The sequence below is a fragment of the Halorubrum aidingense JCM 13560 genome (genome assembly GCF_000336995.1).
GTDB classification, from domain to species: domain Archaea; phylum Halobacteriota; class Halobacteria; order Halobacteriales; family Haloferacaceae; genus Halorubrum; species Halorubrum aidingense.
The window spans coordinates 76,691-91,264 of the sequence record NZ_AOJI01000025.1 but is presented as its reverse complement, the minus strand read 5'-3'; the positions used below and the strand labels follow the sequence as shown (position 1 = coordinate 91,264).

Genomic DNA, 14,574 nt, shown 5'->3' with positions numbered 1-14,574 from the left:
GTCTCACTCGTCGAGCACGTGATGCGTCACCGCCTCCGCCCCGCCGACCGCGGTGTCGAGCGTCGCGACGCGAAAGGCGTCGTCCGCGCCGTCGACCGGGATCGGGAGTCCGCCGGGGTTCACGCGGACGGTGCCGCTGCGCTCCTCGACCCCGTGCGCGTGGGTGTGGCCGTGGAAGACGTAGTCGTAGTCGCCGCAGTCGACGAGCGCGTCGACGACGATCTCGCTGGTGCCGTGCGTGACCGCGATGTCGCGGCCGCCGAGCGCGAGCGCCCCCGCCTCGCCGAGGTAGGTGCCGAACGACGCGACGGTCGATTCGACCGCCCACTCGCCGTCGTTGTTACCGCGGACGGCGTAGAAGTCGGGCGTGTCGCCCTCGCCGCGATCGAACGGCGTCACCGAAAACGGCGCGACGAAGTCGCCGCAGTGGACGACGGCGTCGACGTCCTCCCGATCGAACAGCGAGACGGCCGCCTCGACGGCGGCGAGGTCGTCGTGCGTGTCTGAGACGATGCCGATGCGCATGCGGACCGGTCGCGCCGCGAGGGCAAAAAACCGGTCGCCCGCGTTCCCGCCGCTCGAGCGCGAGGGCCTACCGTTATGGGACCCCCGACCGAACGGTCGCGTATGTACGACGACATCCTGGTCCCGACCGACGGGAGCGAGGCGGTCGACCGCGCGCTCGATCACGCGATTCGACTGGCGAGCGACCACGACGCGACGGTGCACGCGCTGTACGTGGTCGATCGCCGGATCGCGACGGCGAACTCCGGCGACCTCCACGACGAGATCGTCGCCGACCTCGAATCGCAGGGCGACGCCGCCGTCGCGGCGGTCGCCGACCGCGCTGCGGACGCCGGACTCGACGTCGAGACCCACGTGGCGAGCGGCACGCCCGACACGGAGATCGTCGCGTACGCCGACGACCACGGGATCGACGTGATCGTGATGAGCCCGGAGGGGAAGTCCCCGCGCGAGCGGATCCAGTCGCTCGGCAGCGTCTCCGACCGCGTCGCCGACGACGCGACCGTCCCGGTGTTCCTCATCAAGTGAGTCCCGACCGCGCTGTGATCCGCCGCGCTCGCCGCGCCGGTCGCGGCCGTCGCTCTCCGGGCCAGTTAGGTGCCTGCGCGCTCGGATCCCGCGTATGGAACTCACCGTTCTCGGATCGGGGAGCGCGATGGCCGTGCCCGACCGCGCGCAGGCCGGCTACCTCCTCGAAGCGGACGGGCGGTCGCTGCTCGTCGACTGCGGCAGCGGCGTCCTCCAGCGGCTCGCGGGGACCGACCCCGGCTACGAGGGCGTCTCGACCGTCCTCCTGACGCACCACCACCTCGACCACGTCGCGGCGCTGTTACCCCTGATCAAAGCCCGGTGGCTCGCCGGCGCGGAGCACCTGGAGATCGTCGGCCCGTCCGGGACCAAGGCGCTCGTGGACGGGTTGCTCGACGTGCACGACTACCTCGACGGGCGGATCGACCTGGCGATCCGGGAGGTGTCGGCGGCGCGCGACTTCTCGGCGGCCGGGTTCGGCGTGGCGGCCCGCGAGACGCGCCACTCGATGGCGGGGTTCGCCTACCGGTTCGCGCCGCCGGGCGCCGACGGGACCGACCCCGCGGACGGGCCGCTCACGCTCTCGGGCGACACGGAGGCGTTCGGCGGGATGGCGTCGTTCGCGGACGGCAGCGACGTGCTCGTTCACGACTGCTCGTTCCCGGACGGGATCGACGTGTCGAATCACCCGAATCCGACGACGCTTGGCGAGTCGCTCGCGGGGACCGACATCGGCACGCTCCTGCTGTCGCACCTCTACCCGCACACGGGCGGGCGAGAGCGGGAGATGGCCCGGAGCGTCCGGGCGGCAGGGTTCGGCGGCGAGGTCGAGGTCGCGAGCGACGGCCTGCGAATCGAGATCTGACCTCGCGGCGTGGGCGGCGTTCGCCGGCGCCTCGGCTATGCCCTCCCCGAGCGCGCTTCGGACGTGTTTCGATCGGCGCCACCGGACGTAACCGGTCGGCGTTACGCTGCGTCACGATCGACCCGGATATTTAAGCGATCCCAGTGGCTTCATCCCCTATGGCCGGTCCACTCGCGGACGACTTCGGACGGGAGGTGACGGGGGTTCGGATCTCGCTCACCGACCGGTGTAACTTCGACTGCGTCTACTGTCACAACGAGGGGTTAGGCGACACGCGAGGGCCGATGGAGCCGAGCGACGAGGAGATGAGCGCCGACGACGTGGTCCGCTTTCTCGAGGTCGTCGAGGGATACGGCGTCGACTCGGTGAAGTTCACGGGCGGCGAGCCGATGTTGCGGCAGGACTTAGAGGAGATCATCGAGCGGACGCCCGACTCGATGGAGGTGTCGATGACCACCAACGGGACGTTCCTTCCCGGGCGCGCCGCGGACCTGAAAGCCGCCGGGCTCGACCGGGTGAACGTCTCGCAGGACGCGCTCGACCCGGAGGACTTCGCCGCGGTGACGAAGTCGGGCGCCTACGAACAGGTGTTGGAGGGCGTCAAAGCCGCCGTCGACGCCGGGCTCGACCCGGTGAAGCTCAACATGGTCGTGTTCACGCACACGGCGGGGTACGTCGAGGAGATGGTCGAGCACGTCGCCGACAACGAGGGGCTCCAACTCCAGCTCATCCAGTACATGCCGGAGCTGACCGGCAAGCCGGAGTGGAACATCGACATCCAGCGGGTCCACGACTGGCTCGCGGACATCTCCCACCGCGTCGAGCACCGCGAGATGCACGACCGCAAGCGGTACTTCGTGGGCGACGACGACGGCGGGGACGGCGACGGCGGCATGGTCGAAATCGTCGACCCCGTCGAGAACGAGGCGTTCTGCGCGAACTGCGGCCGCGTCCGCGTCACCCACGAGGGGTATTTAAAGGGCTGTCTCAACCGCAACGACGACCTCCGGTCGATGGGCGAGATGACGCGCGACGAAATCGCCGAGACGTTCGAGGCGGTCGTCGCGAACCGCGTCCCGTACTACGGCGAGTACCTGATCGAGAACGACGACGGCGAGTACGAACTCAACGAGGAGTACTTGGGGACGCCGAGCGCGGCGGATTGAGGGAAACAAGAGTACATCGTGCTCGGGAACGACTGCAAGGAGTGAACGAGCACGATGGGATTCGAACCCACGACCATCGGATTAGAAGTCCGACGCTCTATCCTGGCTGAGCTACGTGCCCTCACTTCCACCTCAACCGCCTCGTATAAAAAACGCCGACGGTTCGCATCGACGTCGACGCCCGCGTCCCAACAGCAGACCTAAGTCCGACACGGGACTACTCCGCGCCAATGAACGTCATCGGAACCGTCGGTCTCCCCGGCAGCGGCAAGGGGGAGGCGGCGAACGTGGCCGCAGAAGCGGGCATCCCGGTCGTCGTGATGGGCGACGTGATCCGCGCCGAGTGCCGCCGCCGCGGGCTCGACCCGGCGGAACACCACGGGCGAATGGCCGGCACCCTCCGCGAGGAGGAGGGCGCCGACGCCATCGCCGCCCGGACCCTCCCGCTGATCCGGGAGGCGGCCGCCGACGGCCCCGGCGACACGGTGCTCGTCGACGGCCTGCGCTCGACCGTCGAACTGGAGCGCTTCCGCGAGGCCTTCGGCGACGACTTCACGCTGGTGGCGATCCGCGCCCCCTTCGAGCTCCGCGCCGAGCGCCTCGACGACCGCGGCCGCGACGACTCCGACTCCGACCTTGAGGCCCTCCGCGAGCGCGACGCCCGCGAGATCGACCTCGGACTCGGCGCGACGCTCGACCGCGCCGACGTCGAGATCGACAACACCGGCTCGCTGGCGGCGTTCCGGACCCGAGTCCGAGACGTGCTCGGCGTCGCGGCGGACGACGGAGACGACGCCGACGAAGAGCCCGCCGAACCGGCCAACGCCGGGGGTGACGGCGCGTGATCTACAGCATCGACGTGCGGATCGAGGCCCCGGTCCGCGACACCGAGGTGACCGACCGGGTCGCCGACGCGGTCCGGAACGTGTTCCCGGACGCGGACCCCGTCCACGAGGACGGGCGCCTCGTCGCCGAGGCGCACACCCTCGACGCCTTCTCCGACGTGCTCCACGAACAGGAGATCCTCGACACGGCCCGCCGCGTGTTCCTGCGCAACAGCACCGACGAGGGGTTCTCGTTCTCGCTGAAAAAGCAGGCCGCCTTCGAGGGCGTCGTCAACTTCGCCGTCGGCGAGCCGGACGAACTCGGCGAGATCGACGTCGACGTCCGGGTCAGAGAGCCGGACGTGGAGGCGTTCATCGACTACGTCGCGCCCGAGACCGACGAGGGCCGGCCGGTCGACCCGGTCCGCGAGTACGGCGACCGGTTCGACCCCGAAGACGCGGAGTACTGACGGTCGCGGCGTCGGTTCCTGCCGACCCGACGACGCGCTTCTCGTGGTCAGTCGCGCAGGAGCGCCGCGACCGCGCCGCCGACCCCGCCGAACGCCGCCGGATAGACGGCGCCCGCGAGCAGCACCGCGGTGACGATGTCGGGCGCGACGGCGCCGTCGCCCACCGAGTACCGGAACAGGAACGCTCCGAGCACCGCGAGCGGGAGGTACCCGGCGAGAACGGAGACCCCCGCGGTGGCGCCGTCGACCGGTTCGGTCGCGCCCGCGATCCGGGCGGCGACGATCCCGGCGACGATCAGCAGGACCGGCGGGACGACGTACAGCAGCGTTAGCGAGCCGCCGTCGGCCTCCGCGATGAGGTTCAGCGACCGCGCGCCGCCGATCAGCGACGGGACCTGCGTGTCGACGAAGTGCCCGTTGTAGAACAGCCAGCCGACCCCCTGCCACGCCGGGATCGGATCGCCGCCGAACAGGTCGGCGAAGGCGTTGAACCCCGCGAGTTGGTCTTCGACCTGGCCGCTCTGCGTGACGTACGCGAACAGATAGCCGAGCACGTAGGCGACGGCGCCCGCGCCCGCGCCGGCGACGAGTCCGCGCGTTCGATTCGCGGTTTCGGAGGAAGACATGTACTCCGCGTCGTTTCGGACGCCGTAAGTGTTTGTTGGGTCGGCGCGCTCGCCGCCGACCATGTTCGATCTCCGATTCCCGACCCGGGTCTTCCTCTCCGTTTTTCGGCTACTCGGTTGCCTTGCGCCACTCCTCTTTTGAGATCGAGTAGCGGACCTCATCGTGGACGCTGCCGTCCATGAAGGTGATGTGGTTCCGCAACAGCCCCTCGCGACGGCCGCCGAGTCGGTTGACGTACTTCTCGATCGCTCGCTGCGACTGCTCGTTCTGAGGGAGATGGCTGACGGCGACGAGGTCGAGGTCGAGGTCCGCGAAGGCAACCTCGGCGAGCGCCGCGGCACGCTCGCCGGAGTAGCCGCGACCCCAGAACCGCTTGCGGAGCCAGGTTCCCAGAACGGCGGTCCGTTTCTCCCAGTCGATCGTGAAGCCGCCGAAGCCAGCGATCTCGCCGGCACCGTCCTCGCCCTCGCGGGGGTGAATGACGTAGTTCACCGCCTCGCCCTCCTCCCACCGCTCACGGCCGCGTTCGAGGAACTCGAGCGTCTCTTTCTTCGTCTCGTGGGGGTCCCACGTCACGTGCTCGGTTACCTCGTCGATCCCGGGGTCCGACGAGCAGATCCGGTAGCAGTCGTCGAGATCGACGTGCTCCGGCCACCGCGGTACCAACCGCAGCCGGTCCGTCTCGATCGTCTCAGGGAACATACCCGCCCGTCTCACGGATATGTATAAAATCACACCGAATATGAGTTACGTTGACACGCATCGTGCGGTCTCGGGTGACTCCGTCTCCTTAGTCGACGACGCCGCGCCGACGGAGTTCCGTCCGGATCGCCGCCCGCTTTACCAGCGCGAACCCGACGCAGATGATCACGAAGCCCGCGACGGTGTTCAGCGTGAGCCCCTCGTTTAAGAACAGCCAGCCGGAGAGGGCCGCGAACACCGGCGCGACGTACGACACGAGGTTGATCTCGATCGGGCCGAGCTGGTCGAGCAGGTAGAAGTAGATGAGAAAGCCGATCCCGCTGGCGGCGATCGCGAGGTACGCGAGCGAGAGGACCGCCTCGCCCGTCCAGGCGATGTCCGCGAGCGACTCGCCGAGCCCGACCGCGAGCAGGTGCATCAGCCCGGCGCCGAGGAGCATCGACCACGCCTCCATCGTCTCGATCGGGATCTCGGCGTCGGACGCCCGGGTGAGCACCGAGCCGAGCGCGAAGGCGGCCGCCGCTACCAAGACGAGGAACTTCGCGACCGTCCCGCCGCCGGTGAGGTTCGCCGGGTCGGGCGCGGCCAGCACGACGGCCCCGACGAGCCCGACGATCAGCCCGAGCACGCCGATCAGCGTCAGCCGCTCGGAGGGGAGGAACGCGCGGGCGAACACGGTCGTCAACACCGGCGAGAGGCTGACGATCACGGCGGCGACCGCGCTCGTGACGGCGGGGTCGCTCTCGCCGATGAAGAGGAACGCGTGGTAGGCCGCGATGAGCAGCGTCGCACCGATCGCGACGACGGTCCACTCCTCGCGGCCCCGCGGGATCGGGTCGTCGACGACGACGGCCGCGTACGCGAGCATGACGACGCCGGCGATGTCGTACCGGAGGGCGGCGAATAACACCGGCGGGAAGTACGCTAAGCCGGCGTTGATCGCCATGAACGCGGAGCCCCAGACGGCGGCGAGCACGAGGAACAACGAGAGGGTCCGAGTGCGACTCACACCCGTGGTCTCCCGTGAACCGGCCAAAAGGTTCCGGAAGCGGCCGGACGTGCGGGGAACCCGCGCGCTGCGGCGCCCGGTTCGGTCGTTACCGAGGCGGTCGACGACCCTACCGGACCCGGTAGCGGACGGCGTCCTCCCCGGGGCGGCCGTCGTCGGTGGGTTCGCGAGCGATCACGCCGACGTCGGCGAGGCGGCGGAGCGCGTCCGCGACCGTCTCTTCGTGGGCGCCGACCTCGTCGGCGACGGCTCTGGGGGTCCCGTCGGTCTCGATCAGCGCGGCGAGGACCGCGGCGAAAAAGCGGCTGTCGGACTCGGTGCCGAGTCGCTCGTCGATCTGTGAGAGCGTGTCCTCCACGCGGCCCTGCACCCACCGCTGGGCCAGCGACAGCTCTCGATCGAGGTCCTGCAAGCGGGTGTACTCCTTCGCGAGCCCGGCCAGATCGCTCGACGCGGCCGACCCGTCCGGCGCCTCGATCGTCAGGTGGGGGCACCGTCCGGACATGTCGAAGCTGTTCTTCGCGGGGTACGCGCTCTTCGCGCCGAAGCCGTACGGCGAGACGCTCACCTCCAGCCGGAGGCTGCGGCTGATCCGGAAGTACTTACGGCGCTGGTCGTCGGTCGTCGATTCGATCAGACCGGCCTCCTCCAGCTTGCGGAGGTGGTCGATGACCGCCTTCGGGCTCACGTCGAGATACTCCGAGATCTCCGTGACGTAACAGGGCTTGGTGGCGAGTAACCGGAGGATGCGCCGCCGGTTCTCGTTGCCGAGGAGATCGAGCAGTACCGCGGAGTCCATTAACGTATGGTTAGCGTCGGACAAATAAAAGGCTGCTGTCCCGAAGTCGCGCCGGTCGCCGCGCGAATCGGCGCCCCGGCCGCCGATCCGAGCGCGATCCCGTCGGAGCGAAGGGTAATTAGCTCGGCGCCGGGAATTGGTGGATATGGAGACGGCGCTCATCATTCTCGACGGCTGGGGACTCGGCGGCGGGGCGGCGAACGGGGGAGACGGAGCGACGGTCGACCCGTCCGGGCGACCGGCGGGGCGAGACGCGGTCGCGGCCGCGGACACGCCGGCGTTCGACGCGGCGACCGAGCGCGGCGCCGACGGGCGGCTGACCGTCCACGGGCGGCGGGTCGGGCTCCCGGAGGGCCAGATGGGGAACTCCGAGGTCGGCCACCTGAACATCGGTGCGGGGCGGGTCGTCAAGCAGGCGTACACCCGGATCACGGACGCGCTCGCCGAGGGGTCGCTGTCCGACAACGACGCCATCGCGGGCGCGCTGAAGCACGCGAAGTCCACGGGCGGCCGAGTCCACTTCATGGGACTCGTCTCTGACGGCGGGGTCCACTCGGACGTCGAGCACCTGCTCGCGCTGATCGACGCCGCCGCCGACGCCGGCGTGCCGGCGACGACTCACGCGTTCACCGACGGCCGCGACACGGCCCCGGAGATCGCCGACGGCTTTCTCGCGGACGTGACGGCGCGGGCCGACGAGCGCGGGACCGGCCACGTCGCGACCGTGACGGGTCGATACCACGCCATGGACCGCGACGAGAACTGGGAGCGGACGCGGAAGGCGTACGACGCGATCGTGGAGCGCGAGGCGCCTCACGAGGCGCCGACCGCGGTCGCCGCCGCCGAGGAGGCGCACGCTCGCGGCGAGACCGACGAGTTCATTCAGCCGACGCTGGTCGCCGACGAGCCCGCGCTCGAAGACGGCGACGCGGTCGTCTTCTTCAACTTCCGGGCGGACCGCGCTCGACAGCTCGTCCGGATGCTCACCGACACGCGGCCGGAGTGGGACTTCGCGCTCGACCAGCCCGATATCCGGCTCACCACGATGACGGAGTACGACGAGACGTTCACGTTTCCGGTGGCGTTCCCGCCGGAGATCCCGAAGAACACGATCGGCGAGGTCGTCTCCGACGCCGGTCTGACCCAGCTTCGGATCGCCGAGTCGGAGAAGTACCCGCACGTGACGTACTTCCTCAACGGAGGGCGCGAGGTGAAGTTCCCGGGCGAGCAGCGCACGATCGTGGAGAGCCCGGACGTGCCCACCTACGACCTCCAGCCGGAGATGTCCGCGCCCGAACTCACCGACGAGGCGATCGGGACGATCGAGGGAGACGACCCGGACCTGATGGTCCTCAACTACGCCAACCCCGACATGGTGGGCCACACCGGCGACTTCGACGCGGCAATCGAGGCGGTCGAGGCGGTCGACGCACAGCTGAACCGGCTCCTCGACGCGGTCGCCGACGCCGGCGGCCACGCGCTCGTCACGGCCGACCACGGCAACGCCGACGACATGGGGACGCCGGAGAACCCGCACACGGCCCACACGTTCAACCCGGTCCCGTTCGTCTACCTCACGCCCGACGGCGACGACGGCGACCGCGCGGTCCGCGAGAACGGGTCGCTCTGCGACATCGCGCCGACGATCGTGGAGCTCATCGGACTCGACCGGCCGGCGGAGATGACCGGAAAGAGTCTCCTCTCGGAGTGACGGCGTTCGATCGGCGCACAGAATAAACGATAAACTCCGGTCGGATTCTCGCAGGTTCCACCGCGTTTAAGACCCTCACCGGATAGTGATCGTTCATGACAGACGAGACCACGCCGGTGATCGCGGCCGCCTACCGAACGCCGCAGGGACGCGACGGGGGCGTCTACGCTGACGTCCGCTCGGAGGACCTCTCGACGCGCCTCATCGACCACACGCTCGCGGAGACGGGGCTCACCGGCGACCACGTCGACGACCTGATGTGGGGCGTCGCCCAGCAGCGCACCGAGCAGGACAACAACGTCGCTCGCGTCATCGCGCTCCTCTCCGAGCTCGGCGAGTCGGTGCCGGCGACCTCTATCAACCGCTGGTGTGCCTCCTCCATGCAGGCGATCATCTCCGCGTCGGACGCGATCGCCGCCGGGAACCGCGACTGTATCATCGCCGGGGGCGTCGAGAACATGAGCCGGGTCCCGATGGACGGCGACTCCTACCAGCACCTCCACTCGGACCTGTCGGAGCGGTACAACGTCTTCCAGCTCCAGATGGGGATGACCGCGGAGAAGGTCGCCGAGGAGTACGACGTGAGCCGCGAGGCCCAAGACGAGTACGCCGCTCGGAGCCACCAGCGCGCCGCCGAGGCGACGAAGTCGGGGCGGTTCGACGACGAGATCGTCCCCGTCGAGACCGACGACGGTCTGGTCGAGGAGGACGAAGGGATTCGCCCGGACACGACCGCGGAGACGCTCGCGGGGCTGTCGCCCGCGTTCACGGGAGACGGTACGGTGACCGCGGGGAACTCCTCGCAGATCTCCGACGGGGCCTCGCTCACGCTCGTCACGAGCAAGGCGTTCGCCGAGGACCACGGGCTCGACGTGCTCGCGGAGGTCGGCACGAACAACGTCGCCGGCGTCGATCCCACCGTAATGGGGATCGGTCCGGTGCCCGCGACGCGCGGACTGCTCGACCGCGCCGGCCGATCGATCGACGACTACGATCTGGTCGAGCTCAACGAGGCGTTCGCCTCCCAGTGTGAGTACTCGCGGCGCGAACTCGGCATCGACGAAGAGCGGTACAACGTCAACGGCGGCGCCATCGCGATCGGCCACCCGCTCGGCGCCTCGGGCGCTCGACTCCCCGTTACCCTGATCCACGAGATGCAGAAGCGCGACGCCGACCGCGGGCTGGCGACGCTCTGTGTCGGCTTCGGGCAGGGCGCCGCGATCGAGTTCTCGCGCTAGGCGACCGACGTCCTCACTCCGCGCGCCACGGGCCGCCCAGTTCGTCTCGCGTCAGCGACTCCGCTTCGCCGTCGCGGAAGACGCTCACGCGGCCCGTCTCCTCGCTGACGGTCACGGTCGCGATGACCTCCGGCCGGACGGAGGTCTCGATCGCGCTCATGTGTCGCGACCCCATCCACGGCTCGTAAGCCACGTCGTCGACCAGATCCGCCTCGCCGCTCCGCGTCCCGAGGTCGCGGAACCGCACCATCTGCGATTCGATCTCGCCGTCGACGGCGACGACGATGCCGCCGTCTTGCTCGACGCTCACCGTCTCGGCGGCCGCGACGAAGTCGTCCTCGGCGAACACCGAGGGACAGCCGTCCCGCGGCCACCGATTGTCACCCATCGGGTCGGCGTACGCACCGTAACCGCGGTCGGCGACGACCGCGAAGTACAGCCCCGGCCCCTTGACGTGCGGCTCTTCCCACCCGTCGAAGTCGACGCTGACGTGCTCGGCGCAGTAGGTCAGCCGGTCGACGATCTCGCGGACCCGTTCGTGGGACCCGTACTCGATCTCGAGACGGCTCATTCATCCCCCTCCACACCGACCGCACTGGCGACGCGAACGCACATACGTGAATCAACGAACGGGGTGTATATAAGTAGCACCGAGTCGTGTCGGCGACGGGTCGCGAGATCGCCGATCGCCGTCAGCTGAGCGGGTTGAAAAGGGCCGCGTCGAACCGGTCGCTGCGCACGAGTCCGAGCCCGAACGCGCCGGCGACGGCGACCGGGAGGAGGTTCCCGTACCAGAGGTTGATCCCGCCCCAGAGGATCACGAAGCTCACCATGTCGTCGAGCATGAACTCGCAGTCGGCCAGCCGCTCGCGGAGCCCGGACAGATCGAAGGCGCGATCGAGGGTGACCACGGCGACCGCCGCCGACAGGACCCAGCCGGCGTAGTTCGACAGCGGGACGCCGTAGAACGCGCCGCCCCCGAAGCTCCAGAACCCGAGCGCGACGGCGCCGGGGTCCAAGACGACGTCCATCGCGACGACCGCCGGGATCACCGTCAGCAGCCGGAGCCAGCCGTTCGACGCCCGCGGGCCGAGAAGCAGGACGCAGAGCAGGTACGCGTTCATGACGAGCGGGATGAAAAAGACGGGGAGCGCGGCCGGCACGCCGCCGACCATCGGCCCGAGGCTCACCGTGTACTCGAAGCTGCCGTACGGCCACCCGGTCGCGACGCCGAACGCCTCGATCGCGTAGGTGTACGCGATCAGGACCCCGAGCCACCCGACCGCCCGGCGGTCGATCGTCGGTAGCACCCCGACGACGAGCGGCGACCGCATCACCAGCACGCCGAACAGCACGAACCACGGGTTGAACGCGAGGGGGTCCGGCACCCACCCCTCCGCGCTGCCGACCAGCGAAACGGCCCCGACGAGCGGGAAGAGCACGGCGATCGTGAACCGGTTCTCGCGGACGAGGCGGTCGAGCAGGGCCTCGGCCTCCGCGCGCGTCTCGGGGAGGCGAGCGCGAAGCGCGTCGACGCCCGATGGGGATGCGACCGTCGCGGACTCCCCGGTGTCGGTCGTCGCCCCCGTCGGCTCGCTCTCGTCGCTCACGCGAGCACCTCCGTCAGCGGGTAGACGCGCCAGAGCCCGCCCATCGCCAGCAGCGTGCCGACGGCCGTGTTCAGCGCCGGGAACCACCAGTACGCGCGGTCGACCGCGACCGACGAGGTCGCGACCCACGCGACGAAGACGGGGTAGACGCCGAGCAGCGCGCCGAGTCGGAGGTCGACCGTCGCGAACGCGACGGCGGCGAGGACCCAGCAGGCGAGACAGTACCAGTACGTCCGTCCCTCGCCCAGCAGGGTCGCCGTCGTCCGGATCCCGGCGGCCCGGTCGGGCTCGATGTCGGGGATCGCCGAGAACGTGTGCATTCCCATCGTCCAGAGCCACGCGCCGGCGAGCGCCGCGAGCGGCGGGTGTGAGCCCGAAACCGTCGCGTACGCGGCGGCCCCCGGGAGAATGTACAGGCCGTTCGAAACCGAGTCGAGCAGCGGCGTCGTCTTGAACCGCACCGGCGGGGAGCTGTACCCGGCGCCGAGCAGCAGGAAGCCGGCGAGGTAGGGCCACGCGACCCGCGGGGTGATCGCGAACGTGGCGAGCCCGGCCGCGGCGGCGGCGACCACCGCGACGGCGACTAGGCGCGTCCCCCGCCAGCGCGCCTCGCGGTCCTCTTTTTTCGGGTTCAGCTCGTCGATGTCGGCGTCGAACGCGTCGTTGACGCCGTAGAGGAACACGTTCGCCGGGACGAGGAAGTACGCCGCGAGCGCGACCGTGGTCGGCGTGAACAGCTCGCTCACGTCGCCGATTCCGTACGTGACGCCGACGGCGACGGGGCCGGCGAGGTACAGCCAGAACCGCGGTCGCGACAACACCAGCAGGTACCGGAGGCTGTCGGCGAGCGATCGCCGGCCGGTCCCGTCGGTCTCCGATCCCCCTGCGGACCGGGCGGTGTCGTCGTCGTTGTCGGCGTGATCGTCCGCCGACCGCCGGTCGGTGTCGGATTCGCTCACGGTGTCGCTCACGCCGTCTTCGACAGCTCCTCGGCGGTCAGCTGGCCGCTGATCAGACACATCGGGACCCCGATCCCCGGCGTCGTCGTCGAGCCGGTGAAGTAGAGCCCGTCGACCGCTTCCGAGCGGTGCGGCGGGCGGAGCAGCGAGGTCTGTCGAAGCGTGTGTGCCAGTCCCAGCGCGCTGCCCTGATAGCTGTTATAGCGGTCGGCGAAGTCGTTCACGCAGAACGACTCCTCGAAGACGATCCGGTCGCGGAGGTCGGTCCCCGTGTTCTCCGCGATGTCGTCGATCACGAGGTCGCGGTACGTCTCGCGTCGCTCGGGAGTGTCGTCTAGCCCGGGCGCGATGGGGACGAGCGCGAAGAGGTTGCTGTGCCCCTCGGGCGCGACGGTGTCGTCCGTCTCCGAGGGGACACAGAGGTAGTACGCCGGGTCGTCGGGCCACGCCGGGTCGTCGAAGATGGTCTCGAAGTGCTCGTCCCACGCCGTCGGCAGCACCAGCGTGTGGTGGGCCAGCTCGGGCACGTCGCCCTCGACGCCGAGGTACAGGAGGAACGCCGACGGGGCGTACGTCCGCGACTCCCAGTACTCGGCGGTGTACTGCCGCTTCCGCGGCGGAAGCAGCTCCTGTTCGGTGTGGGCGTAGTCCGCGTCGGAGACGACGAGGTCCGAGAGGTAGCGGTCGCCGTCGGCGGTGTCGACCGCGAACGCGCCCTGTCGCCCCTCGATGCCGGTCACCTCGGCGTCGGTGACGTACTCGACGCCGAGGTCGTCGCCCAGTTCGACGATCCCGTCGACGACGGCGCCGATCCCGCCCTCGGGGTAGTAGACGCCCATGTTGTAGTCGACGTGGCTCATCAGGTTGTACAGCGCGGGGGTGTTCGTCGGCGAGCCGCCCAGGAAGACGAGGGTGTACTGCATCAGCTGTTGGAGCTTCGGGTGATCGAAGTACCCCTCGACGTGCCCCTGCATCTTGCCTAACAGCGAGAGCCCCCACGAGTAGCGGAGCACGTCGGTGTCGACGTAGTCGCGGAGCCGCGGGCGGTCCTCGTACACGAAGTGCTCCATCCCGATCTCGTAGGTGCGCTGTGACTCCTCTAAGTAGTCTTCGAACGCCTCGCCGGCGCCCGGCTCGTACTCCTCGAAGAGGGCCTTGTTCGCGTCGTGATCGGGGAGCACGTCCACCTGGTCGCCGTCCTTCCAGAACACCCGGTAGTGCGGATCGAGCCGCTCCAGCTCGTAGAACTCGTCCGGCGACCGCCCGAAGTGCCCGAAGAAGCGCTCGAACACGTCGGGCATGAGGTACCACGAGGGGCCCATGTCGAAGCGGAACCCGTCCGCTTCGAGGCGGCTCGCGCGCCCGCCGAGCTGCTCGTTCTTCTCGAGGAGGGTCACGTCCGCGCCGGCGTCGGCGAGGTAGCAGGCTGTCGAGAGGCCACCGAATCCGCCGCCGATCACCACGACGGATTCGCCGGCCACGGCGTCGATGTCCGGGGCCACGTCCATGTCGAAGGCTACGATCGGCTGAGGTATAAATGC

Annotated in this window: 16 protein-coding genes and 1 tRNA gene; 7 read left to right on the top strand and 10 right to left on the bottom strand. The window is 69.5% G+C overall.

The window, feature by feature from the left end; translation table 11 throughout:
- Nucleotides 1-3 precede the first annotated feature (3 nt).
- Complete coding sequence (locus C461_RS10015; protein WP_008000884.1) at nucleotides 4-525, bottom strand: metallophosphoesterase; 522 nt, start codon at nucleotides 523-525, stop codon at nucleotides 4-6.
- A 102-nt stretch (nucleotides 526-627) separates the two neighbouring features.
- Here C461_RS10015 and C461_RS10010 point away from each other — a divergent pair, with 102 nt between their 5' ends.
- The 3 genes from C461_RS10010 to moaA all read left to right on the top strand — a co-directional run bounded on the left by C461_RS10010 (nucleotide 628) and on the right by moaA (nucleotide 3,084).
- The gene (locus tag C461_RS10010) at nucleotides 628-1,053 is read left to right on the top strand and encodes a universal stress protein (RefSeq protein ID WP_008000883.1); all 426 of its coding nucleotides are present in this window, start codon (nucleotides 628-630) and stop codon (nucleotides 1,051-1,053) included.
- Between the two features lie 94 nt (nucleotides 1,054-1,147).
- Nucleotides 1,148-1,918, top strand: a complete 771-nt coding sequence (locus C461_RS10005; RefSeq protein WP_008000882.1) for an MBL fold metallo-hydrolase — start codon at nucleotides 1,148-1,150, stop codon at nucleotides 1,916-1,918.
- A 158-nt stretch (nucleotides 1,919-2,076) separates the two neighbouring features.
- Nucleotides 2,077-3,084 (top strand): GTP 3',8-cyclase MoaA, encoded by a 1,008-nt coding sequence (gene moaA / locus C461_RS10000; RefSeq protein WP_008000881.1) that lies wholly within the window; start codon nucleotides 2,077-2,079, stop codon nucleotides 3,082-3,084.
- 46 nt (nucleotides 3,085-3,130) lie between these two features.
- Here moaA and C461_RS09995 read toward each other — a convergent pair.
- A tRNA-Arg gene (locus C461_RS09995) sits at nucleotides 3,131-3,205 on the bottom strand.
- Between the two features lie 109 nt (nucleotides 3,206-3,314).
- Here C461_RS09995 and C461_RS09990 point away from each other — a divergent pair.
- Both C461_RS09990 and C461_RS09985 read left to right on the top strand, forming a co-directional pair.
- Complete coding sequence (locus tag C461_RS09990) at nucleotides 3,315-3,929, top strand: AAA family ATPase (protein WP_008000880.1); 615 nt, start codon at nucleotides 3,315-3,317, stop codon at nucleotides 3,927-3,929.
- The gene (locus C461_RS09985) at nucleotides 3,926-4,378 is read left to right on the top strand and encodes an RNA-binding domain-containing protein (protein WP_008000875.1); all 453 of its coding nucleotides are present in this window, start codon (nucleotides 3,926-3,928) and stop codon (nucleotides 4,376-4,378) included. The genes C461_RS09990 and C461_RS09985 overlap by 4 nt, the downstream gene beginning before the upstream one ends.
- Nucleotides 4,379-4,425: 47 nt before the next feature.
- On the opposite strand, the gene C461_RS09980 is transcribed toward C461_RS09985, so the two are convergent.
- The 4 genes from C461_RS09980 to C461_RS09965 all read right to left on the bottom strand — a co-directional run bounded on the left by C461_RS09980 (nucleotide 4,426) and on the right by C461_RS09965 (nucleotide 7,515).
- Nucleotides 4,426-5,004 carry a hypothetical protein gene (locus C461_RS09980; RefSeq protein WP_049906531.1) on the bottom strand — a complete coding sequence of 193 codons (579 nt, stop codon included), beginning with the start codon at nucleotides 5,002-5,004 and terminating at the stop codon, nucleotides 4,426-4,428.
- Between the two features lie 109 nt (nucleotides 5,005-5,113).
- The gene (locus C461_RS09975; RefSeq protein WP_008000872.1) at nucleotides 5,114-5,707 is read right to left on the bottom strand and encodes a GNAT family N-acetyltransferase; all 594 of its coding nucleotides are present in this window, start codon (nucleotides 5,705-5,707) and stop codon (nucleotides 5,114-5,116) included.
- Nucleotides 5,708-5,795: 88 nt separating this feature from the next.
- The gene (locus C461_RS09970) at nucleotides 5,796-6,716 is read right to left on the bottom strand and encodes a DMT family transporter (protein ID WP_008000871.1); all 921 of its coding nucleotides are present in this window, start codon (nucleotides 6,714-6,716) and stop codon (nucleotides 5,796-5,798) included.
- 109 nt (nucleotides 6,717-6,825) lie between these two features.
- Nucleotides 6,826-7,515, bottom strand: coding sequence for an ArsR/SmtB family transcription factor (locus C461_RS09965; RefSeq protein WP_008000870.1), 690 nt, complete (start codon nucleotides 7,513-7,515; stop codon nucleotides 6,826-6,828).
- Nucleotides 7,516-7,660: 145 nt separating this feature from the next.
- On the opposite strand from C461_RS09965, the gene gpmI reads away from it, so the two are divergent.
- Both gpmI and C461_RS09955 read left to right on the top strand, forming a co-directional pair.
- Nucleotides 7,661-9,226: a 2,3-bisphosphoglycerate-independent phosphoglycerate mutase gene (gene gpmI / locus C461_RS09960; RefSeq protein ID WP_008000869.1), complete on the top strand. Its 1,566-nt coding sequence runs from the start codon at nucleotides 7,661-7,663 to the stop codon at nucleotides 9,224-9,226.
- Between the two features lie 95 nt (nucleotides 9,227-9,321).
- Nucleotides 9,322-10,464, top strand: coding sequence for a thiolase family protein (locus tag C461_RS09955; protein ID WP_008000867.1), 1,143 nt, complete (start codon nucleotides 9,322-9,324; stop codon nucleotides 10,462-10,464).
- Nucleotides 10,465-10,477: 13 nt separating this feature from the next.
- Here C461_RS09955 and C461_RS09950 read toward each other — a convergent pair whose 3' ends face one another.
- The 4 genes from C461_RS09950 to C461_RS09935 all read right to left on the bottom strand — a co-directional run bounded on the left by C461_RS09950 (nucleotide 10,478) and on the right by C461_RS09935 (nucleotide 14,541).
- Nucleotides 10,478-11,035: a diadenylate cyclase gene (locus C461_RS09950; protein ID WP_008000865.1), complete on the bottom strand. Its 558-nt coding sequence runs from the start codon at nucleotides 11,033-11,035 to the stop codon at nucleotides 10,478-10,480.
- 121 nt (nucleotides 11,036-11,156) lie between these two features.
- Entirely contained in the window at nucleotides 11,157-12,074 is a 918-nt protein-coding gene (gene cruF / locus C461_RS09945; protein WP_008000863.1) for a bisanhydrobacterioruberin hydratase, read from the bottom strand.
- Entirely contained in the window at nucleotides 12,071-13,033 is a 963-nt protein-coding gene (locus tag C461_RS09940) for a prenyltransferase (RefSeq protein WP_049906529.1), read from the bottom strand. The genes cruF and C461_RS09940 overlap by 4 nt, the downstream gene beginning before the upstream one ends.
- An 8-nt stretch (nucleotides 13,034-13,041) precedes the next feature.
- On the bottom strand, nucleotides 13,042-14,541 hold the full coding sequence (locus tag C461_RS09935; RefSeq protein ID WP_008000860.1) for a phytoene desaturase family protein: 1,500 nt from the start codon (nucleotides 14,539-14,541) through the stop codon (nucleotides 13,042-13,044).
- Between the last annotated feature and the right edge of the window lie 33 nt (nucleotides 14,542-14,574).